The organism is Candidatus Peregrinibacteria bacterium (genome assembly GCA_016699755.1).
In the GTDB taxonomy this organism is placed as follows: Bacteria; Patescibacteriota; Gracilibacteria; order CAIRYL01.
In genome coordinates this window covers 393726-416309 of the sequence record CP065009.1, presented here as the reverse complement: position 1 = coordinate 416309, position 22584 = coordinate 393726, and the positions used below count along the sequence as shown (strand labels likewise).

The following is a 22584-nucleotide window of genomic DNA, read 5'->3' as shown; positions in this document are numbered from 1 at the left end:
CCTATTTGTGAGAGGCATGCAAAAGGAAAGGCGAGCATCTCTCCAAAAAACTTCTACGAGGAACTGTTTTTTTGGATATCGAAAATATGGTACAATGATAAGAATTATCTTCTCCCTTTCTGCGTATTCCGAGCTTTGTCCTTCGGCACACAAATATACAAGATACGAAAATGTGGCATTTTGCCCTCATTGTTGCGAGCTGGTCGTGTCTTTCTACTGTAATGAATCTCTCGGTCATCCTCTTTCTTCAAGAAGCAACAGGAAGCCTCTTTTTTGCAGGACTCGCCCTTTCGATTGGATCTGTTGCCGCTCTTTTTTTTGATGGACCTTTTGCTCTTCTCCAAAAAAAATACGAATCAAGGACGCTTTTTCTCGCCGCCATTGTGGGTACAGTATTTTCTGTTTTCCTCTTTTTAATCGGAACCAAAAGCATATTCTTCGGGTTTCTTGCTGCTATTTGTTTTCGAGTATCGTTTGATCTCTCCGACATCACTGCAATATCGTATATATTGGCGAGAAGCCTTCCTGCAGAATATGGGCAAAGTCTTTCCTACAAACAGACTTCCCAGGGTGTGGGGATGATTTTTGGATTTCTCATCTCTGCTATTCTCTTGTCTGCCGCATATTTTTTGGGAGACGCCACAAGCAGCATTATCAAAAGTGTCAGTTCAGAACCAGAGAAATCGTCACAATTCTTTTTTTCGGCACTCTTTTTTATCAAAATTTTTCTTCTTCTCCTCCTTGGCGGACTTTTTTTCTTCGCTTTTTTTCTCTACGACCGTGATCAAAAACTCCCAGGGAAAAAAGAAATTTTTACTTCCATTCAAGAGCTTGAGGCAGGAACGGTCCGAGAACTTAAAAAACGAATGTTTCGCATTATTCGCAATTCTCCAAAAGAAGAGAAATCATCTTCTGATCATATCGAGCTCAAAACAACAGAAGAAAAAGAATCTCTTCATTTTTCGGAAATCTTTCTGGAGATGATTCACAATATTATGACGCTTATTTTTGTTTTCCGAAAAACACCAAAAAATACTCCGCTTCTCTGGTCGATAGGGATTGTTGGACTTTTTTCTTACTGGGACACTTTTCTTGGAACATTTCTCCCTGTTTTTTTTACAGAAGCACTTCAGGAGCAAGAAGGATGGGTTTCTCATGTTCCGGGAAGTCTTCTCATGCTCTTTTTTATCCTTCCTGTTCTCGTATTTCTTCCTCTCATTGCAAAACTAGCGGATAAATATGGACGGTACCCCTTTATGCTTCTCGGACTCCTTCTTACTGCTGGTTCCGTTTTTCTTGTGGGCGCGGTACCGTATTCGGTATTTTCGCTTCTTCTTGTTGGAGGGTTTGGTATTTCTTTTGGCTACCTCTTTGCCATGGGAAGCGCGAGAGCGCAAACAGCAGAAAATATGAATGAATTCCTCGCAATAGAAAAAAATGAGACAAAAATAGATTCCAATGCCTCCGCCGGTCCCACAATGCTTGTGGATAATTTGGGAAACATTATTGGGCCCGTTCTCGGTGGTGGCATGATTCAACTCCTTGGATTTCGCGGATTTTTCATTCTCTTTGGCATACTTCTTATGTTTTTCTCTTGGTATTCCCTCAGACGATTTAGTGATATTTCCGGATTTTCGTACATCTTTCAATCTCCCATCCGAAAAGTAAAAGGAGTATTACAATCGTAGAAACAGGTCGTGATTTTAGAACAGAGATCCTTGAAACGCTTGTTCTTTTTTCAATCCAAGAGGTTTTGCCGAAAAATCAATGGAATATCCTTTGAGAGATTTTGCATCAACAAGTGTTTTTTCCGAATCGGTTTCGAGCAAGAGGAATGGACCTTTTGCCGCAATAAGCGTTCCAGAGACAGATTCCCCAAGTGAGAGATCAGCATCGTGAAAAGGTTTTTCTACTTTCTCTGCCTCTGGAAGATGGTAAACAGAAGAGAAATCGTGAAATTCTGGCTCCCTCTTGAGAAGTTCTTCAAAGTCGGGACGGAGTGCAAGAACTTGAGGAAGATAATTTTGAAAAGCTTCTAAGAGCTCCTGTTTTCCTTCTTCGGGAGAAACCCCTGGAAACATGAGATCTTTTTTCTGAGAAGATTGAACTTTGTCTTGCATACCACTCTTTCGAAAAAGCGTTTCAAGTTGGCGAGCAGGAACACCAGAAAGCTCTTCTGCGATAATAAGCGAATAATGACTCCCCTGCTCAATTTGTCGAAGCAAACCACGACTCTGAGCAGAAACTCCAACTTTCATAAGCCCTGGACCAAAGTAAGCAAAGTAGACATAGTGCGGACAATTGAGAGAATCGAGTTCTTCTCCCGAAAACATTTCCGTATTAAATCCATCGCAATATTGCGCGATTGGCATTCCTTCTTGTTTTTTACACTCTTCACACTTTTTTACCCCCGGAACACCCCCAACAACGCAAGGTGTCCACACTCCATTTTTTTCATATCCCGTACAAGAAGTATTCCCAAGAATTTCAATTGAAACATTCCTTCCAAATATTAGAGGATGCTCAATGAGAAGACCATTCTGAAGCAAACGAAAATAAGGGGAATTCTCCTTTTTCCATCGAAATTCATAGACGCGTTCCATAACAAAAATAAAAAAGTACTCAAGGATTCTTTCGGATTTTACACCTTCTGTCCAGAATCTTCAGGAACGCGAATGATCCTCTTCTTCTAAATTCTTCTCTTGAATTTCACGAGACTGTGCAACAATTTCTCGAAAAATCGATTCCGCAATATCAGGAGAAAATCCATATCGCTTTGCAGTTTTTCGAATGCCGTGAAAAAGATCTTCTTCTCTCCTTGCATCTGCCACGGGGAGGCACAATGTTTTTTTCATGTTTGCAATCTGGCAGGAACAAAGAAATCTTCGTGATAAAAGCTCCAAAAGATTTCCATCAATAACATCTATTTCATGACGAATATCCGAAAGACAATCGTGCTTTTTGCTCGTATTTTCAGAAATGCAAGAAGCACGAAGGCATCCGACTGGGACAAAATATCCATGTCCATCACTCACCACCTCAGCAGAACGAGAAATTTCAAAAGAGAGATCTCGTTCATTGTTAAAAAAATTTTGTTGTACGAGAAAAAGAGAATCCTCATTTGTTTCTTGAATAATGCTCACATGTCCCCATTTTCCTCCAGAAAAACAGAGAACATCTCCTTTTTTTGCCTCCCGAAAAGGAATTTGCTCTAGCCCGATGAGCTTTGCATTCTCGTACATCTCTCCAGCAATTCCTCGCCAATGCTCAGCGCCGTTCATTCCTGTTAATCGATACAAATACCGTCGTACGAGCTCTACACACTGATACCGAAGTCCAAGATACTCCCCATTGTGATCGTATGTTTCCTGAGAAGAAACGAAATGCCGATCTCCATTAGAAAAAACGCGAAGTGAAACGCCAGCAATCACTACCCGACCAAGAAGTGCGCCAAATGAAAGAGGTTGTGTCATAGAAAAAAAACTCACCAAAAGCATAGGGCTTCATGATGAGTTTTTCCAGAAAATTAATTATCGAAGAATTATTTTTTTACGGGGTGATCACCAATCGTCAATGCTTCTGGGGTAAAAATCTGAGGAAGTCTTATTGTTGTATCAGGATCAAGTGGCGCATCAGGATCTGTGATATTATTGTTGACACGCATAAGATTTTCAATAACCCAACGTGTCACAAAAGGATAGTGAGTCGCGGCAATATCCCTGAGTGTTGTTCCTGTCTCCGACACCACTATTTCTGTCGAAACAGTATCAGGAGTGCAAACAGGAATCTCTCGTGTTGTAGAAACGCTATTCGCACTTTTGGTGACAAACATTGAACCATCATCATTCATCCCATATTTAATTCCTTTTTTCTCAAGAATTTCTCTGGCATCTTCATTTATTATTTTCTGAATCTTGTCAGAATCAAAAGAATTAGACGGTATAACGGACTCTCGTACAGGAAAATCTGCTCTGGTTATTGCTAATACAATCCTCTTCGCTTCTTCTTGAGAAAATTTTCGCGGTTCTTGTTCCGAAAGAATTCTTAAAACATGTCCAGTAATAGCCTTGTCAGGAATTTGTCCCAAATGCATATCATCATCGACAGATCGATCCACTACAGAAAGAAGTCGAAGAATATCTCCTGCGTTTCGTCCATAAAATCCATTCAAGTAAGAAATCGCCTCACCAAGTGTTAGCCGAGAAACTCTTTGCTGTGCATAGTTCTTATCACGCAATACTGAGAAAACAGGAATTAAAAGCTCAGAAACCTTCTGTTGCAACTGTTGCTGAGGAGTTTGTTTCTCTTCTTCTTTTTGCCTTATCATTCTCCCAAAAAAACCTCCAATTTTTGCAACAGTATTTCGCATCCATGTGCGAACGCCCTCCGGTTTTACAGGAATGGCGGGTGAAACGGCAGGCTTTTCTTCTGGCAAAGCAGAAGTAGTCTGTTCTTGTTTTACAGGAATGGCGGGTGAAACGGCAGGCTTTTCTTCTGGCAAAGCAGAAGTAGTCTGTTCTTGTGGAGCTGAAACGATTGATGAATTGGGAATACTACCACCTATTAATTCTTTGAGAGAATCAAGCTCATCTTTTGGTGGAAGTTTGCTAATGAACTCTTTCAAAACTCCATCTTCTGGTACGTTAAAGATATTCTCAAAAAAATATTTGGACGAAGGATCATAATCCGGAGGCAGTGCCAGATTATTAAAAACCCCTGCCAGACAATCATCATCTAATTTCGGTGCTTCTATTCTTGCGCTCATAATATTATAAAAAAGTTCACTTTTATAAACATTTTATTATTTCCTGTCAAATATTTTTTTCGCGCGCACTAAAGTCCCAAACGCATAGTCGCTGGTTTCTCATCAAAGACTTCTTTTGGAGTGCGGTATTTCAAGGATTTCCGAGGACAATTATTCAGCCATGTAACAGCAGAGTCAACTTGCTTTTGTGTAACACGAGAGAAATTAGTTCCCTTGGGGAAAAATCTTCGTAATTCTCAATTCATCCATTCATTAAGTCCTCTGTCACATGATTTATAGGGTCTAGCACAGTATACTTCTATTTGAGAGTGCCCTTCATGCCTTGCTATCTCTCTTCCATTATCATGGGTCATTGTTTTTCTCATCTCCCGAGGAAGAATTTGGAGTAGCAAGTGCTCCTGAACCTTTTCTGTTGCTGATCACTAAATTACTTTCCCCATCTCCATATCGTAACTTCTCATTTACAATGTGAGGTCTCTCTTCAATACCTCTTCTATTTGGAATCCATATTTTGTTCTTTGTAAGCCCCCTCCATTTGTATCTTTTTCCTTGATAACGAAGAAATGTAAAAAGCTTTCCTCCTTGCTTCTTGTCTTTTGCTATAAAGGTGTAGATCGTCTGGTGGCTCACTGTTTTTTTCAGTGTTGTTGCCTTATTCAACCTGATATTTGATCTGGAATCTTCCCATAAGTTCACCAATAACATGTGGAAGAAGTTCCTGATCATCATGACAGGGTGGAAGAAGAAGTGAAGCTATCCTTTTTCTTTCTTCTGTCTTGTTCTGAGCAGTACGAGCAGTGTACCTTTTTTGTTGAAGCAATACCGTTGAATTTAGAAAGCTTTCTCTTGGCAAATGACCAGAAGGATTCTATTCCATTTACATGACATTTTCCTCTGGCAAATTCATCATGTGAATGATGGACACGGACAGCAATGATTATGCCTATTCAAAAGAAGTCCATCATACACTCTCCATCCGTCGGTATGGATAGTGGAGCCTTCGAGTATCTTTCCCTATGTTATGGGCAGTAATTCCTCTCTGCTACATTTTTTTACTATGGTGACATAGACCTTTCCATTTCGTTTGAGGAGTCCAAATACTGGTGTTTTTTCTACTGCTCCTCTCCCTCTTTTGCCTCGAACTCTTTTTGCTCCACAATAACTCTCATCGAGTTCAAACTCTCCAAAATCACCACTTTGTTCCAGTGAATTCTGAGTCATTCTTTCTCGAAAAAGATTGTAATAATGATCAATAGTTTTTCTGTTTAATCCCAAGAGACGAGTGGAAGTTATGGCATTTATATCTTCGCAAAAACACTTCAATATTTTTTTGATCTTATATTCCGATAATTTAGCTTTGTAGAACATACTTCCAAGATAGAGAAATTTCTATTCTGGGCAAGAGCTAAAACAATTTTAAAATTTTGGACCTTCCCATTCTTTCCTCTAAAAAAAGAAAAGTTTAGAATCCCCGTTGAAAAAAAGAAGAAAGAGAGCTAGAATCTCTTCAAAAGTAGGGGCCCGTAGCTCAGTGGTTAGAGCAGTCGGCTCATAACCGATTGGTCACTGGTTCAAGTCCAGTCGGGCCCACCACCTTGTAAATTTTCGGAAAAATACTGTTCGAGAAAGCTATATATGTGCATATGTATGCGGTTTTCTGGTTCTAAGGAAAAGTTCGAGCCCAGCATGAGGCTTATTATTTTTTTTTCTTCTTGATTGCTGTTTTGGTATTCATGGAAGCGGTTTTGTAAAAGTTCGAGCATTTTCTCGATCTGTTTTTTGTGCGGTGATGATATAAAAGAGTACGCGGAAATTTCTGGCGGGAACGTGGATAATATTAAGCAGTTTGTGGAGATGAGCGATGATGAGATTGAGGAGAGGTTTCCGGATTTGGTTCTGCCATGAAACTATATAGGAAGAGCAGCAATTATTTTCATTACAACAGGAGCATATTCTGTAAGAATTTCCGTAAGTTTTTTTGAATCATCCTTATGTTGTTCATATTCTTCACCAAGCTTTTTTAAGATAAGTTTATGTTCTGTTGAAATTTGAATGCTCACATTATTTTTAATACTTATTGTTTGTGTCCTATTACTTGGTGAGGGAGCGTGTGAAGAAGGAGCAGGGGCATTGCAGTGTTCGTTTGCAAATGCTCTTTCATTAAAAAATTTAAGCAATAACAATCTTTCTTCTTTTGAGTTTTTTTCCCAATTGTTCAATTTTTCAAAATCATCTGGAAAGTATTTCTGTATCTCAGAAAACAAAATAGTTTTCTCAACTTGAGAAATTTCCTCATCTTTTTCAGTTTTTTGAAAATATTCGAATATAATGCGATTGACATCATGCCATAGCAGATTCTTGCAAAGCCTTTTGCAAATTTGATGATGGCACTCTTATGTAAATTGAAAAATCAGAACAAGAATATAGTCAATTTGGAATAATATCAAGGCTTCATTATAACATTTTCAAAAAAAGATCATTGGTATTTTATTCAATTTGATATGCTTCAGTTCACAGTTTCTCTAATTGTGGGAGCCAGATTTTTTGTAAGTTTTGTGATATATTCTATAAAGGCATCGATATCTCTCTGTTCGAGGTTTATCCATGTGGCCCCACCATTTATGTTATGACAAACAATTGTGAATGATGAGATTCAAAAAGTTAAAGAATTAGAAATTGAGTTGCTGCAACCAAACACAAGAAGATCTGTAAAAAGATTAAACGAACTTTTGGCAGATGATTTTTTTGAATTTATGCAAAGTGGAGGAAGTACAAATAAAAAGGAAATAATTGCTTATTTGCCAAATGCTCCGGAGGAGCAATTTATAGTTAGAGAAATGGAGGCGAAAGTGCTTTCTAAAGATAATATTCTTTTACATTATATTGCTGACAGAAAAGTGCTTGAATCAGGAGAGGAAAAATGCACTTTGTGTAGTTCAGTTTGGCAGATGCGAGAAGGAAAATGGCAAATGATCTTTTTTCAGGGAACTCCTGCTAAAAAATAAAATCTGTGATGGAATAGTAAAAAAATTCATTCCATCGTATGAAAAACAAGTGCGCACAATCTCTTTCCTGTTTTTCTTTCTTTTAGTATCCTCTTCGGTGATATTTCTTTTTTGCCACTCCCATGCCCATTGCCATTCATGCAAAAAACTTCACCCTTCCTGAAAATATTAAAGAAAAAGTAGAAGAGAAATGCGAAAAATTAATGCATCTCTCTCGAGATTTTTTCGATGAATCGAGTAGTATTCGTGTTGAATTTGAACTCATTTCAAAAGAAAAAAATCTCTTCCACGGAACCGTAACTATTACCCTCCCCGGAGATACGCTTCGTGCAGAAGATACGGAAAAACAAAATCTTCTCTCGATCATGGATGAGCTCGAAAAAGAAATTCGCCCACAAATTGAACGTCACAAGGCAAAACATCAGAAATAATGAAGGCACACCCCATTATCACTCGACGTATTGAGCCGAACGAAGATATTTTTCCTCTTCTTACCTCTGCACTCCCCCGATTACTTCGGGAAAGAGATCTGATTATTGTTACCTCAAAAGTTATCTCTTTTGCAGAAGAACGAGTTGTTCCTTGCGAGAATGATGCAAAAATGCTTGAGCTCATTCACAAGGAGTCAGACAAAGTTTTTGAGAAAGAAAAAGGACAGGATTTTTGGCTCACCGTAAAAGAAGGTGTTTTTCTTCCCAATGCCGGAATTGATCGGAGCAATGTTCCTCAGGAGCATGCGGTACTCTTGCCAAAAGATTCTCAGAAATCAGCAGAAAAACTCTGGAAAAGACTTTCCGAGCAATATGGTGTGCGAGAATTTGGTGTGCTAATTGTTGATTCTCGTATTCTCCCTTTTCGACAAGGAATCTCGGGTGTTGCTATGGGAATGTTCGGATTTTCTGCAGTGTCGGACGAACGTGGCAAGCCAGATCTTTTTGGAAAACCGCTTCGCGTTTCACAAATGGCGGTCGCGGATAACTTGGCGGCATTTGCACAGCTTTTTTTTGGACAATCGGCAGAGTCGTGTCCATTTCTTCTTTTGGAAAATGCTCCTGTTATTTTTACTGAAGAACCGCAAAACCCAAAAGATCTTTGTATTGCGCCAAAAGATGATCTCTTTCGAGCGATATTAAAAGAAGAAATATAACTTTAAGTTACTCTGATAATGGTGATCCACCAAAAATTTGTGTCCCAATAATTTTTTGGTTATCGCTTGAAGATCTACAAAATCCAAACCCAACGGTTTCGAAATCTGGATTGAGAATAAGTTCTCGATGATCCGCCGAATACATAAGGAGCTCGTGAAGCGCCTCAATATTCATGCCAGAGACAATATTTTCTCCAATATTCTGATTCGTAATGAAGAAATTCTCTGCATAATCCCCTGCTCCCTTTCCATCGGGATCAACATGTCCAAAATACTGGCGTTCGCACATGTCATTCGAACGATATTCCGCAAGACCTTCTAAGTGTTCATCATAAGAAAGTTCGTGCATTCCTCGTTTTTGTCGCTCTCCATTGACAAGATCAAGCATAATTTTTGGGAGTTCTGAAAGTTCGTGTGACTCAGGCAACTGATCTTTTTCGAGGTCAAAAAAATCAGGAAGAAGAGGAAGAGAACCCTCTGGAGAAGATGCCCCCATAAAAAGACTGATGTTATCATTTTGATTTACTTCTACAATATGAATACCGGGTTTTTCGACGGAAAACTTTCCAAGAAAAGTATTGCCAGTAATCGTCATAGGAATACGATGAAACACTTCATCTGGATCAATAACTATTAAATCGGAATTCAAGGGAACATCTGCAGTGCCACTTACTTTGAGTGTTTTCTTTGGAGCAATAGAATCGGTAACCTTGACGTTTTGAAGCTTATTCCCATCACGATTGTAGTGCTGAACAAGTTCTGCTTTTTTAGAAAGCGTTGCTGACCAATCTGAAGTACGATTCAGTGCATTATCCAATGCCTTTGCAGAACGAATAGAAACTAAAATTTCTCCTGAAGAAAATGATTCAAATTCCGAGAGAGGAGGAAAAAACTCGTTTGTGTCCATGAGGTAAAAGTTTTTTTCGAGTTCTCCTTGAGAAAAACGAACATGGAAGAGGTTGTTTTCTTCATCTTTCCACGAGAGTTTTCCTTTTCCCTCCTCGATATTCGTTTCAAAATCGAGCGGAGGAATAGAGAATTTTCCCATGCCGTTCTCACATTCTGGAGCTTTAACAGAAATTTCTTGGGGAACAGCGTATCCAGAATTTCCAGGAATAAGAGAGAGGAGATATTGTCCAGTTTCGGAAAAAGAAACGGGCGCAGAGAAGATCCCATCTTTTACTTCTACAAGAAGAGCTTTTTGATCGATGTGTTCGGTATCACCTTTTTGTCATAGAAAATCACAAGCGTTTCTGGTGGAGAATCCATCACAAGTCTTCCGGAAAAAGTGCGCACTTCGTCCTTTCGAAACTGCAAGGGGATGTTGTCATCAAGCTCAATATTCTCAAAAGCATCAGTGGGAAAAGTTCCTTCGCGAAGATTGCTCGGAAGACACGCAACATTGTAATCATTGAGCGATGAAGGAATTTCTGGTGTGTACGAAATTGTATTTTCCTCGTTCTCGTTTGTTTCCAACTCTTCATTTTTACTTTCGGGCACTTCAGAAAAAATCACAGGTTCCTCTTGAGATTGATGGGGTTCTCCTGATGGTATCTGCTCAATATTTTTTGGCTCTTCTTCAAGAAAATTTAGGAACACAGTTTCCCCACTTTTCGTTACCGGAATAGCCTCTCCGCCAGAATGCGAAACAGGAGCAGGAAGAGCACTTGATACGCGCAACAAGAGCACTTCTTTTTTTCCTGGTTCTCCGGTTTCAGAAACCATCAAGACAAAATTTTCTTCTTCACTTTTGTCTTCTGCAGACGCATGAAAAACATTATCAATTTCCTCGGAAGGTCTTTCTACAGGGACAAACGTTATTTTTTTGGAGTATGGATCAAGAGAGTCTTCTAGAACCATGGAATACTCTCTTCCCCCAATACTTGCTGTTGTTCGTTTTTTTTTTCGAGATACTCTCGAGTATTCTCTATTTGACGAGCGGCAACCCGATTTTTTGGATCCACCTCTATCGCCTTTTGAAAGAGCTTCATCGCCTCATCATATTTATCTTTTTCAAGAAACAGAGTTCCCTGCTGAACAAGCACTTGAGAATATTCGGGATCATTTTCTTTGGTTTGCCTATGTTTTCCAATAATAAGTTTTGCCTCTTTAAGAGAAGCGTCAATTGTAGTATTTGTAGGATCAAGCTCTTTTGCCTTTTCGAGGATCATCTTTGCCTCCTCTCCTCTTCCTTCAGCTAAAAGAAGCTTTGCACGAGAAGAAAGCACCTCTGCATATTGTGGGTCGTAATATGCCTTTCCGCTTGGCTCAAGAGTAGGAGTATCGGGCGCCATTGGCAAAAGCGATTCCTCCGAAATAGCAACAGGAGCGGCATAAAGACCTTTTGGAGCTTTTGCAGTTTGCGAACCTCCTCCACACCCAAAGAAAAAGAATGGGCTTATGAATGCCAAAACAACAACATGCCAATTGTTTTTGTGTGTTATCACTGTTTTTTTGTGGTATTGGAACTACCATTAGTATACATTAATTTGTGTGTATTGCAAACATTTGGAAACTGATTCCGAAAAATACAAAAAAGATCGCTATTTCTCAAAAAAGATTTCTACCGAAAAAATATCGTTTTTCTTTTTGATTTTGAGCAAAAATCCAAAGAGGATTGTGCATTTTTTCACAAAATAGAGCCCGATACCAGAACCTTGTCCTGATTTTGAAATTTCCCCCTGATAGAATGCTTCACTTACTTTTTCGCTGTCTATTTTTTCGAAACAGGTATTTGAAATAAGGAGAGAGCTCGGATGGAGTTTAACAGTAATAGAACCTGATTCGGGGGTAAATTTGAGAGCATTTTCCAAGAGATTCTGAAGAATTCGCGTCATAATTTCGGGATGCGACTCAGCAACAACATTGCTCACAATATCGACTTGAAGCCTCCTTTTCAAAAGCTGAAGCTCTTCTTTGTATTTTTGGATTTCCTTCTCCAGAAGCACAGAAACATTAATGGATTTTATTTCGATGTGCGTATTTTCTATTTTGCTCAAAAAGAAAAGTTGCTGAAGAAGCTCCGAAAGAAAATGAGCATCCTGAAGTGCTTCAGAAAGTTTTTCTGGATATGTTTTTGAAAGTTCGAGTGAAGTGATAAGGGAAGTGAGCGGTGTTTTAAGTTCATGCGAGGCAAGGGCAATAAACTCTTTTTCTTGTTTCTGGTGTTGGTGAATTTTGTGAATCATTGATTGAAAACTTGCATGAAGTTGCCCCAACTCATCTGATGATAGGAACTGAAGATCACTCGAATAGGAAGAGAGATGATGAATATTGAGTCCAATAATCTCATCACGAAAACGCCTGAGCGGTCGTACCGCTAGTCGGCTAAAGAAAAACCCTATGGCACCAATAAGGAGTAAAAGAATGGCTCCAATTTGAAAGAATACAGCGATAATTCGCTCTTCCGACTCATGATACAAACTCACATCTTCTCCTAAAATAATCTCCCCAAAATGATCACTCTGAAATTTTTGAAAGAAAAAATGCCTCCCCCCTATTTCTGCAAACGGAAAGGAAATGGTCTGACCCTTAAAATGCTCAGCAAGCGGAGAAAAAATATTCTGCTCGGGAACGGCAATATAGAAAGTTGATTTCTGAATCTCAAGAAAAAAACTCCGTTGATCTCGTTGCGCAAATTCTCGATACGCTATTTCCATTTTTTGTTTTTCATATTCTCCCCATTTATAGTGATAAAAAACGAGCACAGAGTAGGAAACACAGAGCAACACAACAACACTCGTGAAAAAATAGAGAAGCCAAATCTGATTTTTAAGAGAAATTTTCATGGAGCATCAACAGTATATCCCGCACCTCGAATAGTAGTAATACACTCTTTTCCTATTTTTTTCTCAAATAGGCAACGTGCACTTCCACAGTGTCGGAAAAAAGAAGAGCATCTCCTCCACCCCACACTTTTTCCAAGAGTTCTTCTTTAGAAACCACCCTTCCCCTGTTTTGCAATAAGTAGAGCATGAGATCAAATTCTTTCGTGGCAAGCGAAATTTCCTCTTCTCCTCTAAAAAGCTTTCTCTGGTTCGCATCAAGAGTGCATGCGTTCCAATGAAAAAGGTGATCGACAATTTTTTCTTTCCTTCTTCCAAGCGCCTGAACTCTGGAATAGAGCTCTTCGAGTGCAAAAGGTTTGACCAAATAGTCATCGGCTCCGGCATTGAACCCTTCAATTTTATTCTCCAGTTGTCCCAATGCGGTCAAAAAAAGTACTGGCGTATGGATGTTTTGATTTCGAATTGCTTCGCACACAGAAATGCCATCGAGCTGAGGCATCATACGATCAAGCACAAGAACATCAAACGATTCATCCAGAATTTTTTTGAGAGCAGCTTTTCCGTCAAAAACGGGAATGGGAACAAGATTTTTTCCTTTGAGAAAAAGACAAATATTTTCGTTCACACGAGGATGATCTTCGGCGACAAGAATTCTCATGGTTTTTGTTCCACAATGGTGTAATCGCTTCCAACATTACCAGATTTATCAGTAGCAGTAACGACAATAGTGTTAAATCCTGATTGCAAATGAAATGTTCCCACCCCTTGAATTTGAGGATTGGTATCTTGGTCGTCAATAACCTCTGCCTGCACCTGCACTATATTTGTAGTGTATACCCCCCACTTTTCTGGAGAAAGAATATGAACATAAGGAGGTTTGGTATCTCCGGAAAGTTCCGTTACTAAATAGTTCAAAAATACAACGTGAAACGCACTCATTCCAAAAAAAAGAGGAATGATGGTTCCTACCACTAATAAATAAAAGATGCCCTCTTTTGGTATATCAGACCACTTTCGAACGTGGATGAGAAAATAGAGGCACGATGCCGAAAAAAAGAGGAGAAAGACGAGTTTCATATTTTTTGAAAAAGTGGTTTCCATTTTGCACACTGAGCAATGCCCCAGATGATTCCTACTATTATCATAGAAGAGAGGACAAAAGGCTTTCCTAGGTGATATTCATATATTCCCCCAGTAATAAAATACACATACGATAATCGCTGAATTTTTTTCCAAGAGCGTCCCAATACTTTCTGACTCCAAACATTAGAAGTGAGTAAGAGAACGATGCCCGTAAGCTCTCCAAGATGGGCAAAAAAGTTATAATTGCTAATACTCCAGTAATAAAGGGAAAAATATGTTGAAAAAAACAAATCAAGATGCGGTACATAGGTATATATGGCTGTTACTGTCACAACGGAAGCCGAAAGTATTCCGAGTCCTTTTCGTAAAGGAATAAGATGTTTCAGAAAGACCAATTTTGGGAAGACCTCTGAAAGCGGTCGTAAAAGCATAAGAATAACCACACTCCACCAACTTATGTCCCAAAGGAGATTCCATTTTGCTGGAAAAAACCAAACAAGCGGAACACACAGCGCTACAAGGAGAAGTGTTTTTTGCATCCATGGAAGAATCGTGAGAATAAGAGGCAATTTTTGTCCTTGCTTTGGAATAGCTTCTCCTGTGGCAACAAACGACTCATGGAAGATGAGGTTTTTGGGATGCCCCACATTGTGGAGCACCTGAAGAACAGAGGATATCATTGCTGAATTTCCACAAATATAGACTTCGGATGTCGGAGCAATTTCCGAAAGATATTCTGTCACTCTCCCCTTTTTTCCTTTCCAATTCTCGGGAGGGTTTGACAGAGGAAGCAGCACTTTCGTATTGGGAAAACGAACAAGAAGATCGGAATAAAATATGTCCTCTTCGGAACGAACGCCAAAAATTACTGTTTTTTGAATCTCTTCAGGACACGATTCCATCATGGCAACAAGAGGAGCGATACCCGTTCCAGTTGCAACAAACACCTTCTCACTCTGCGTATGTTGGAGTTGAAACGTCCCCTTGGCATCACTGCACTCTAGGCGATCCCCTTTTTGCATGTTTCGAAAATATTCTGCTCCCCTTCCGTCTTTTTGAAATTTTACACAGAGCACGAGCATTTTTTCTCGAAGTCGAACAATGGAATATGATCGGGAAAATGCCCCCTGATGATCGGAAAAAAATATTGTCACAAATTGACCAGGAACAAATGAAAGTTCTGGTGCTTCAAACACAAGCTCTACCACATCAGCAGTGAGAAAGGTTTTTTGAGCGAGAGAAAGAGGATACTTTTTTTCTTCTTTTATTTCCGTGCTTTCAGCAGCAATTGCCATAACAGGACAATTTCGTTCCGCCTCCAAAATTTCTTTCTCGTGTGAAAAATCAGTGGATATAACCTTTGCTTTTCCTTGTACACGAAAATTAGAAGGACATATTTTTTCGCATGTTCCGCACCCAATGCAGTGATCGGCAACCTGAAGTGATCGAATCATAGTGAGAGGGTTAAAAAGTATGGAATATCATTTCGGAGCAGAAGATTTTGCCCCTCTATTTTTCCAAGAGAAAATGAAGCCGTCGCCCAAGCGTCTGCCTCTGCACAAGTTTCTGCCCAAACCGTTATTGTTTCGAGATCGGTTTCGAGAGAAGTTTTGGAATACGCATTTACAACATGATGAATCTCATGACCATCCCGATCTTTCCAGTGCCGCCTGTTTCTTCCTGATGTTGCAAGTGCTTGATCATGAAGTTCGATAATTTTACCACTGTTTTCAACACCTATTCTCCACGGTTCGTGCTCTTCCGCCATTCCACAAGCAATAATATCTCCCCCAGCATCTATGACAAAATCTTCTATTCCTTCCTGAATCAAAAATTCCTTTACTTTGTCGACTGTCCATCCCTTGAGAATTCCCCCAAGATCAAGCTCTTGATCATCTGCAATTCGTATCTCCGAATCATTCAAGAAAATTTCGTCAATGTTCGTGTTGTAATCGCCCATTTCCATGGTTCCCGTAAAATCCCAACTTTTGGCATAGCCCAATCGTCTTACCGAAAGGAGAGGATTAAACGTTCCTTTCGTTTTTTTGTGCATTTTCTGACAAAGACGCATGACTTCAAAAAAATCTGAATCAAAACAAAGTGTTTTTTCTCGGTTGAGCTGACTCAAAAGACTCTGAGGAAGAAAACGAGAAAATTTCTGTTCTTTGGTAATAAATATATGTTGAGCACCCTCTTTAAGTGTTTGCGAAAGAGGAAATCGAGAAAGAAGAAGAATTTCTGTTCCCATGGCACGCCAACGATATGATGGAAGTTTTTTCATCATTAGCTAGTTCTCGTATTTGTATGAGCACTTTGTGATGCTTGCTGTTGTGCTTGTCTTGCAAGTTGCTCTGCTCGTGCTCGCTGTGCTGCTTCCGCTTTTGCCCTCGCCTCTTGCTGTGCCAAAAGTTTGGCTTGTGCCTCTTGCTCTGCTTGAAGTTTAGCCTGAGCGTCTGCATCTGCCTTCGCCTGTGCTGCCTGCTCTGCTTGGAGTTTTACTTCAAGAGCAGTTTGCGTTTTGTTTGCCTGTTCTTCTGCCTGGACCTTTGCGTCCAAGAGAGCTTGAGCTTCTTCTGCTTTTGCCCTCGCCTCTTGCTGTGCCAAAAGTTTGGCTTGTGCTTCTTGCTCTGCTTGAAGTTTAGCCTGAGCGTCTGCATCTTCTTGTGCTTCCGTTTCTGCTTTTATGCCTTCTTCTTTTTCGTGTATCTCTTCTTGCGCCTCTTTATAAGAAGTTTCGACTGCCATAGCAATACGGTTTCCTTTTTCATCATGCACATATTCATCGGAAAAAAAGGTTGTAACACGCCCCAGATTTCCTGAAGAAAATTCAAAAGCAAACACTCCTGAACCCGTAAAAAAGAGAAGTAATGAGCCGATAATAAGGTATCTCTGAAAAAGAAATTTCATAGGAGAAAAACAAAGCAAAATGAAACTGTTTCTATTATTGCGAATAAAAGCTTAAGAGAAGATTAAGAAACAGAGAAAATATCTCTCCAAACATTTTCTCATGTTTTTCTCTATTTGAAAATTATTTCCCCATTTTCATAAACTTCAGAGCAATACCATTTAAAAAAAGCTCGAAAAACACAGTTTTCATAAAAATTCTCCTTCTTTGGTTTTGAGAGAAAGAAAAATCGAGTACTATATAGCATGAAAATTCTCTCGACATGATTCTTGCCTATTCTAATCTCGATTCCCCTGGTTTTGTCGCACTTCTCTCAAAAGAAACAAAAGAGGTACTCCTTGAAACAACATTCCCACAAACCCCACGAGGACAAAATGATGTGCTTCGAGGAATTACAGAAATTCTCGCAAAAGCACAAAAAACTCCTGCAGACATTAGCGGTATTGCGCTTCATATAGGACCGGGGAAATTTACTCCGGCTCGCACCGCTTGTATTATTGCCAATACATTTGCAGAAGAACTCAATATTCCTCTTTTTCCTCTTTTGGCAGACGAAGAAACAACCCCCCAATCTTTTTTGGATATCTTGATTTCAAACCCCCCTCCCACAACATATTTTGTGGAACCAATCTTTTTGGGAACACCAAATATCGGAAAAAAAGCAAAAGACCCCTTTTCTTTTTCTTCGGATTCCACAAAAATAGAAACATGACATTTTTCCGTGATTTTCCGGCGCTCATTCCGCTTACAGCGGCTCTTCTTACTGAATCGTGGAAACTCCTCTGGGTTTTCTTTCAAAAGTGGAAAATAGAAGCACGCGATATTTTGCAATCTGGAGGAATGCCAAGCGGTCATTCTGTCTTTGTTTCTTCACTTCTCGTTACAGTTTTCCTCAAAAATGGAGGAGGATCAACGGAATTCGCTATCGCCTTTGTGTTCGCCATTGTCGTTATGTATGATGCCATGAAAATTCGCAGAGCCGCTGGTCGGCATGCAGAAGAACTCAACAGAATGCTCGGAGAAAAAAAATTTGTGGAGCGACTCGGACATACTCCACTAGAGGTTTTCGTTGGTTTTTCCCTCGGAAGTCTCTTTGCTTACCTCGTTCTCTCTCCCACAATTTGGTAACTTTTTCTCTTTTCTTAAGCTATGGAATGTCGTAAAACCTCCTCGTGTAACCACAGACATCATCGAAACGGAAAAATTCTCTTTCTTGGGTTTTTCCTTGGGACAATCTACGGAATGCTCTTTGTAAAACAAGCAGGAACAGAACTCCGAAAAAAGATAAAAGATTCAAAAGTTCCGTGTCACGACATCATTCAATCTGCTACCCAAATTGACAAACCTTTTTGGGAATGGACAAAACAACATGTCTCCTCTTTTTTCGAGAAACTCTTTTCATAATTTTTCTTCATGAAACAGTCATTTTTAGCATTCCGTACTGACAAAGACACTCCTCATGATGCCGATTCTGCTAATGCAAAACTTTTAACGCAGGGGGGTTTTATTCAAAAAGAAATGTCGGGGGTGTATTCATTTCTTCCTCTTGGACTCCGATCACTCTCAAAAATAGAAGGCATTATTCGCGAAGAAATGAATACTGTTGGAGCACAAGAAGTTCGCATGCCAGCACTCACTCCTCGGCAAAACTGGGAACAAACTGGAAGATCAAATGTAGATATTGCCTACACTCCTACCGAAAACACAGTTCTTGGTTGGAGCCATGAGGAAATAGTAACTCCAATGGCAAAAGCACTCTTTAGGAGTTATCGGGATTTTCCAAAATGTCTTTATCAGGTGCAGACAAAATTTCGAAACGAACCTCGGGCAAAATCGGGATTACTCCGCGGACGAGAGTTTCTTATGAAAGATGCGTATTCATTCCATACTTCTCCAGAAGATTTTCAAAAATACTACGAAGAAATGGCAAAAGCATATTTTCGGATCTACGAACGATGTGGCCTGAAAGCATATAAAATTGAGTCTGGTGGAGGGGAATTTTCAAAAAACATTTCACACGAATTTTCAGTTATCAGTCCAGCAGGAGAGGATGTCATGATTTTTTGTGAATGTGGCTTTGCCAAAAATAAAGAGATTATCAGTGAATCCGCAAAGCAAAAAGTATGTCCCGATTGCCAAAAAGAACTTCAGGAGAGCCCTTGCATAGAAGTAGGAAACATTTTTGATCTCGGCACAAAATATTCTGATGCGTTTAAATTCCATTTTTCCAATACAGATGGTATCCAAAAACACGTGCACATGGGGTGCTATGGCATTGGAGTCTCTCGGCTCCTTGGAACTATTGCAGAGATACATCACGATGAGACAGGCATAAAATTCCCAAAAAACATAGCGCCCTTTCAAGTACACATCCTCTCTCTTCGGGAAGATCAAAAAGCTGATGAAATTCGACAAGAGCTTGAAGAAGATGGATTTGAAGTTCTCTGTGATGATCGAGACGAAAGCCCTGGAAAGAAATTTGCCGATGCCGACCTCATTGGCATTCCTATTCGTATTGTCATTTCAAAAAGAACTCTCGCCGAAAACTCTGCAGAAGTAAAATACCGCGCTACAGGGGAAACACATTATATTCCGCTTATAGAAATCCCTCGTTTCGTATGGGAATTTTATACAGATTCCTCTCCAACATGACCAAAATTTGTGTCCCTATTTCGGCACAAAATCTTGCGGAAGCACGCGCATCTCTTAAAAAAATAGAATTGACAAAAGCAGAGCTTGCAGAACTCTGGCTAGGAGAATTACAACATGAGCCAAAAGAAGAGGTGTTTCAACTCATTGCAAATGCAAAACTCCCATTACTTGTGACCTGCAAAGGAGCAGATGAAAAAGGGAAATTCTCTGGTACTGATGCAGAAAAAATTGATGTGCTTCTTAGTGCCATTACCACAGGAGCTCGCTTTGTGGATGTTTCGGCAGACACAAATCTGGCAGAATACGAACGCCTACAGAAGAACAAGCAACAAGCAGAAATTATTATTTCTCGGCACTATTGGAAAGGAACTCCAGGGTTGCCGCACCTCACACAAGAAGTGGAAAAAATAAGAAAATTTCACCCAGATATTTTAAAATTCGTGGCAACACCAAAAAATTTTCGAGATGTTGTTACCATGATTCGACTTGCAGAAAAGCTCTCTTCAAAAAATATTCGACATATTGTTATTGCAATGGGACCACTCGGAAAAATCACTCGCATTGCCTCTCCCCTGCTTCAAAACGAAATAATGTTCGCTCCGCTTACTCCAGAAGATTGCACAGCTCCCGGACAAATTCCCCAAGAAGATCTTTTAAAAATGTTTCAAATGCTATAAAATAGCCTTTAACAGAAAAAAATATGCTCATCCGTCACACCCTCTTTTGCATTAGCCTCTGCGGAACGCTCCTTATTGGGATAGGATTTGCGGATGCAGAAACCATTTTCGATATTTTTCAGAAAACAGAAGAAAAAGAAGATCTCAATAGAAAGGAAACTCAGATAAGCGTTCCAGAAAAAGGACATTCATTTGTGCGAGATACAATTGATGAAATGAAAAAACGAGAATCACTGAGCGCATTATATTGCAAAACATATCCCGAAAATATCGATCGCGAGTATTGCCAAAAAAAATTAAGAGACCAATGGCTCGAAACGCTCGAAAGAAAACGTATTGCGGAAAAGAGAAAGGAATGGAACTTGCATCCAGAATATTGTTTCCATAGAAGAACATATGAGAATTATCGCCTCTGTGAATCACTCCTCCAAAATCAACAATATGAATGTATTCGTCAGGAAACCTATGGCAAAAAAATTATTGTCGATATTGAACATCAACTCTTATACGGAGTGAAAAACTGTCAACTCGTTGTCTACTCTCAGGTTATTACCGGAAAAAACTCTACACAAACACCTCCTGGAAAATTTCATATTTATGAGCGTCGTGGAGAACACTTTATGCAAGGGACATGGTTTGTCACAAAGGCGTTCTATTTCTGGAAAGGCTACGCCCTGCATGACGCTGAATGGAGGAAAGAACCGTATTGGAGCCCCGAAACACGAGCAATCTATGGATCACATGGTTGCGTGAACACGCCAGACGTTCCGATGCAGATTTTATGGGACACGTTTGATGTGGGAGATGAGGTGGAAATATATAAAAGTCTTCCCGAGAAAATTGCAAAAGAACTTCAGCAAAAAATTGGTTCGCGTATTCCAGCACAAAGTAATGTAGGAACATTCTCAGCACTATAAAATCAAAAAGAGCCTTCCTAGTAAATATCTGTAAAACAGTCTTTTTTTCTTGTACACTCTTTCTCGATGTCTCAAAAAACCGTTCTCATCACTGGCACTACGAGTGGTATTGGCAGAGCAAGCGCTCTTCTCTTTTTTCGAGAAGGCTACAAAGTTATTTGCCACGGAAGATCAGAACAGTCGGATTTTTCTGTTGTGGATGAAATTCTTCAGCACGGAGGAAAAGCAGAAAAAGCATTCGCGGAAATGGAGAGTTCCGCAGAAATTGAAAAAATGTTCGAACACATTTCACAAGTTGATAGTCTCGTTCTCGCCGCCGGAACCGTGAGTCGTACAAAACCTATCTCGGATGAAATGTTCCGAAAAACATTAGAAGTGAATGTTGTTGCACCTTTTCTCTGTGCAGAACTCGCTCGAAAAAAAGGGGTGTCATCAATTGTTTTTGTTGGATCTATGCGCGGACTTTCGCATTGTGCCACCACACCAGATTATTCCGCCTCAAAAGCTGCAGTGCACAACCTAACGGTTTCTCTTGCGAGAACCTACGCACCACATTGCCGAGTCAATGCCGTTGCTCCCGGATTTACTCATACAAATATGCATGCAGGAATGGAAGATCGCCTCGAAAGAGAACGAGAAAAAACACCACTTCAAAAAATACTAACACCAGAAGAAGTTGCGGAAGCTATTCTTTTTCTTGCCTCTGAAAAAGCAACTGCTATTACTGGTCAGATTCTTGTGGCAGACGGAGGACGGAATTTTTTTGGACACTAAAAAATAGAATTCTTCGCCTTGTAAGATATTTTTGGAGAAAAAATTTAAGAAATAGCTTCCCAAAAAAAGAGGAGAAAATTGTTGACAGAAAAAAAATAGGCTCTTGAGTAGCAGATTTTAAAATTTCTTCAAAATCTTTAGCATTTTATCATAAAGATTCTGATCTTTATAGTTCCATCGGAACTCACATTCTTTCAGATGAAGATTAAACTTATGAGAAGCAATACCGTTGAATTTAGAGAGTCTTCTCTTGGCAAATGACCAGAAAGATTCTATGCCATTCACATGGCATTTTCCTCGAGCAAATTCATCATGGGAATGGTAGACACGATAGTGATCATACCCATTTAGAATGAGTCCGTCATAAGCCCTCCAGCCATCGGTGTGGATAGTGGAACCTTCGAGTATTTTTCCCTGTATGATAGGCAATAACTCTTCTCTACTGCATTTCTTTACGATGGTTACTGATACTTTTCCGTCTCGTTTAAGTATACCAAAGACTGGTGTTTTTCCGGCTGCCCCTCTTCCTCTTTTACCTCGTACTCTTTTAGCTCCAAAATAACTTTCATCAAGTTCAAACTCTCCAGATTCCTTACTTTGAGCGATGGCGTGAAGAGTTATTTTTCTCGGAAGATATTAAAATACCGATCAATAGTCCTTCGATTTATTTCTAGAATTCTTGCTGTTTTTGAGGCATCGATATCTTCACAAAAACACATCAATATTTTTTTTATTTTGTAGTCTGATATTTTGGCGTGTTTAAGCATGTTGAGAGGATAATCGAAATGATTTTCCTACTCAAGAGCCAAAAAATATTACATAGAATTGCCATCCTTCTTTCTCTTTATACTTCTTTTAAAATGAACTTATC

26 protein-coding genes, 1 tRNA gene and 1 pseudogene are annotated in these 22584 nt (G+C 39.6%); 12 read left to right on the top strand and 16 right to left on the bottom strand.

Annotation, left to right across the window (positions count from 1 at the left end):
* The first annotated feature begins 170 nt into the window (after nucleotides 1–170).
* Nucleotides 171–1688: an MFS transporter gene (locus tag IPN35_01885; GenBank protein ID QQS59615.1), complete on the top strand. Its 1518-nt coding sequence runs from the start codon at nucleotides 171–173 to the stop codon at nucleotides 1686–1688.
* A 15-nt stretch (nucleotides 1689–1703) separates the two neighbouring features.
* Here IPN35_01885 and IPN35_01880 read toward each other — a convergent pair whose 3' ends face one another.
* The 5 genes from IPN35_01880 to IPN35_01860 form a co-directional block, all read right to left on the bottom strand.
* Entirely contained in the window at nucleotides 1704–2603 is a 900-nt protein-coding gene (locus IPN35_01880) for a DUF2797 domain-containing protein (GenBank protein ID QQS59614.1), read from the bottom strand.
* Nucleotides 2604–2663: 60 nt separating this feature from the next.
* Nucleotides 2664–3473 (bottom strand): chorismate mutase, encoded by an 810-nt coding sequence (locus IPN35_01875; GenBank protein QQS59613.1) that lies wholly within the window; start codon nucleotides 3471–3473, stop codon nucleotides 2664–2666.
* Between the two features lie 68 nt (nucleotides 3474–3541).
* On the bottom strand, nucleotides 3542–4765 hold the full coding sequence (locus IPN35_01870; protein QQS59612.1) for a hypothetical protein: 1224 nt from the start codon (nucleotides 4763–4765) through the stop codon (nucleotides 3542–3544).
* A 342-nt stretch (nucleotides 4766–5107) separates the two neighbouring features.
* Entirely contained in the window at nucleotides 5108–5470 is a 363-nt protein-coding gene (locus tag IPN35_01865) for a hypothetical protein (protein QQS59611.1), read from the bottom strand.
* Nucleotides 5471–5779: 309 nt separating this feature from the next.
* Nucleotides 5780–5986: a transposase gene (locus IPN35_01860; GenBank protein QQS59610.1), complete on the bottom strand. Its 207-nt coding sequence runs from the start codon at nucleotides 5984–5986 to the stop codon at nucleotides 5780–5782.
* A 296-nt stretch (nucleotides 5987–6282) separates the two neighbouring features.
* On the opposite strand from IPN35_01860, the gene IPN35_01855 reads away from it, so the two are divergent.
* Nucleotides 6283–6358: transfer RNA gene (locus tag IPN35_01855), tRNA-Ile, on the top strand.
* Nucleotides 6359–6672: 314 nt separating this feature from the next.
* Here IPN35_01855 and IPN35_01850 read toward each other — a convergent pair.
* The gene (locus IPN35_01850; protein ID QQS59609.1) at nucleotides 6673–7029 is read right to left on the bottom strand and encodes a hypothetical protein; all 357 of its coding nucleotides are present in this window, start codon (nucleotides 7027–7029) and stop codon (nucleotides 6673–6675) included.
* A gap of 375 nt (nucleotides 7030–7404) precedes the next feature.
* Between IPN35_01850 and IPN35_01845 the strand changes: the two genes are divergently transcribed.
* From IPN35_01845 to IPN35_01835, 3 genes are all read left to right on the top strand, one after another.
* Complete coding sequence (locus tag IPN35_01845) at nucleotides 7405–7770, top strand: nuclear transport factor 2 family protein (GenBank protein QQS59608.1); 366 nt, start codon at nucleotides 7405–7407, stop codon at nucleotides 7768–7770.
* A 122-nt stretch (nucleotides 7771–7892) separates the two neighbouring features.
* Nucleotides 7893–8201: an HPF/RaiA family ribosome-associated protein gene (locus IPN35_01840; GenBank protein QQS59607.1), complete on the top strand. Its 309-nt coding sequence runs from the start codon at nucleotides 7893–7895 to the stop codon at nucleotides 8199–8201.
* Entirely contained in the window at nucleotides 8201–8917 is a 717-nt protein-coding gene (locus tag IPN35_01835; protein QQS59606.1) for a coenzyme F420-0:L-glutamate ligase, read from the top strand. Before IPN35_01840 ends, IPN35_01835 begins: the two co-directional genes overlap by 1 nt.
* Before the next feature lie 7 nt (nucleotides 8918–8924).
* On the opposite strand, the gene IPN35_01830 is transcribed toward IPN35_01835, so the two are convergent.
* The 9 genes from IPN35_01830 to IPN35_01790 form a co-directional block, all read right to left on the bottom strand.
* A complete protein-coding gene (locus IPN35_01830; GenBank protein QQS59605.1) occupies nucleotides 8925–9965 on the bottom strand; it encodes a CAP domain-containing protein in 1041 nt (346 codons plus the stop codon).
* A 137-nt stretch (nucleotides 9966–10102) separates the two neighbouring features.
* On the bottom strand, nucleotides 10103–10777 hold the full coding sequence (locus IPN35_01825) for a hypothetical protein (protein QQS59604.1): 675 nt from the start codon (nucleotides 10775–10777) through the stop codon (nucleotides 10103–10105).
* Nucleotides 10768–11364 (bottom strand): tetratricopeptide repeat protein, encoded by a 597-nt coding sequence (locus IPN35_01820; GenBank protein ID QQS59603.1) that lies wholly within the window; start codon nucleotides 11362–11364, stop codon nucleotides 10768–10770. The genes IPN35_01825 and IPN35_01820 overlap by 10 nt, the downstream gene beginning before the upstream one ends.
* A gap of 96 nt (nucleotides 11365–11460) precedes the next feature.
* Nucleotides 11461–12705 (bottom strand): HAMP domain-containing histidine kinase, encoded by a 1245-nt coding sequence (locus tag IPN35_01815; protein ID QQS59602.1) that lies wholly within the window; start codon nucleotides 12703–12705, stop codon nucleotides 11461–11463.
* Nucleotides 12706–12757: 52 nt separating this feature from the next.
* On the bottom strand, nucleotides 12758–13363 hold the full coding sequence (locus IPN35_01810) for a response regulator transcription factor (protein QQS59601.1): 606 nt from the start codon (nucleotides 13361–13363) through the stop codon (nucleotides 12758–12760).
* The gene (locus tag IPN35_01805) at nucleotides 13360–13782 is read right to left on the bottom strand and encodes a hypothetical protein (protein ID QQS59600.1); all 423 of its coding nucleotides are present in this window, start codon (nucleotides 13780–13782) and stop codon (nucleotides 13360–13362) included. Before IPN35_01805 ends, IPN35_01810 begins: the two co-directional genes overlap by 4 nt.
* Nucleotides 13779–15242 carry a ferredoxin gene (locus IPN35_01800; protein QQS59599.1) on the bottom strand — a complete coding sequence of 488 codons (1464 nt, stop codon included), beginning with the start codon at nucleotides 15240–15242 and terminating at the stop codon, nucleotides 13779–13781. The genes IPN35_01805 and IPN35_01800 overlap by 4 nt, the downstream gene beginning before the upstream one ends.
* Nucleotides 15239–16072, bottom strand: coding sequence for an FAD:protein FMN transferase (locus IPN35_01795; GenBank protein QQS59598.1), 834 nt, complete (start codon nucleotides 16070–16072; stop codon nucleotides 15239–15241). The genes IPN35_01800 and IPN35_01795 overlap by 4 nt, the downstream gene beginning before the upstream one ends.
* The gene (locus IPN35_01790; protein QQS59597.1) at nucleotides 16072–16695 is read right to left on the bottom strand and encodes a cell envelope integrity protein TolA; all 624 of its coding nucleotides are present in this window, start codon (nucleotides 16693–16695) and stop codon (nucleotides 16072–16074) included. Before IPN35_01790 ends, IPN35_01795 begins: the two co-directional genes overlap by 1 nt.
* 260 nt (nucleotides 16696–16955) lie before the next feature.
* Here IPN35_01790 and IPN35_01785 point away from each other — a divergent pair, with 260 nt between their 5' ends.
* The 7 genes from IPN35_01785 (at nucleotide 16956) to IPN35_01755 (ending at nucleotide 21713) form a co-directional block, all read left to right on the top strand.
* Nucleotides 16956–17405 carry a hypothetical protein gene (locus IPN35_01785; protein QQS59596.1) on the top strand — a complete coding sequence of 150 codons (450 nt, stop codon included), beginning with the start codon at nucleotides 16956–16958 and terminating at the stop codon, nucleotides 17403–17405.
* A complete protein-coding gene (locus tag IPN35_01780) occupies nucleotides 17402–17821 on the top strand; it encodes a divergent PAP2 family protein (GenBank protein QQS59595.1) in 420 nt (139 codons plus the stop codon). The genes IPN35_01785 and IPN35_01780 overlap by 4 nt, the downstream gene beginning before the upstream one ends.
* 21 nt (nucleotides 17822–17842) lie before the next feature.
* The gene (locus IPN35_01775; GenBank protein QQS59594.1) at nucleotides 17843–18097 is read left to right on the top strand and encodes a YtxH domain-containing protein; all 255 of its coding nucleotides are present in this window, start codon (nucleotides 17843–17845) and stop codon (nucleotides 18095–18097) included.
* Nucleotides 18098–18106: 9 nt separating this feature from the next.
* Nucleotides 18107–19345 (top strand): hypothetical protein, encoded by a 1239-nt coding sequence (locus IPN35_01770; GenBank protein ID QQS59593.1) that lies wholly within the window; start codon nucleotides 18107–18109, stop codon nucleotides 19343–19345.
* A complete protein-coding gene (locus IPN35_01765; GenBank protein ID QQS59592.1) occupies nucleotides 19342–20022 on the top strand; it encodes a type I 3-dehydroquinate dehydratase in 681 nt (226 codons plus the stop codon). The genes IPN35_01770 and IPN35_01765 overlap by 4 nt, the downstream gene beginning before the upstream one ends.
* Nucleotides 20023–20045: 23 nt before the next feature.
* Nucleotides 20046–20939, top strand: a complete 894-nt coding sequence (locus IPN35_01760; protein ID QQS59591.1) for a L,D-transpeptidase — start codon at nucleotides 20046–20048, stop codon at nucleotides 20937–20939.
* Between the two features lie 66 nt (nucleotides 20940–21005).
* Nucleotides 21006–21713, top strand: a complete 708-nt coding sequence (locus tag IPN35_01755; GenBank protein QQS59590.1) for an SDR family oxidoreductase — start codon at nucleotides 21006–21008, stop codon at nucleotides 21711–21713.
* A gap of 117 nt (nucleotides 21714–21830) precedes the next feature.
* Here IPN35_01755 and IPN35_01750 read toward each other — a convergent pair.
* Nucleotides 21831–22480, bottom strand: a pseudogene (locus IPN35_01750) (IS1595 family transposase).
* Nucleotides 22481–22584 lie beyond the last annotated feature (104 nt).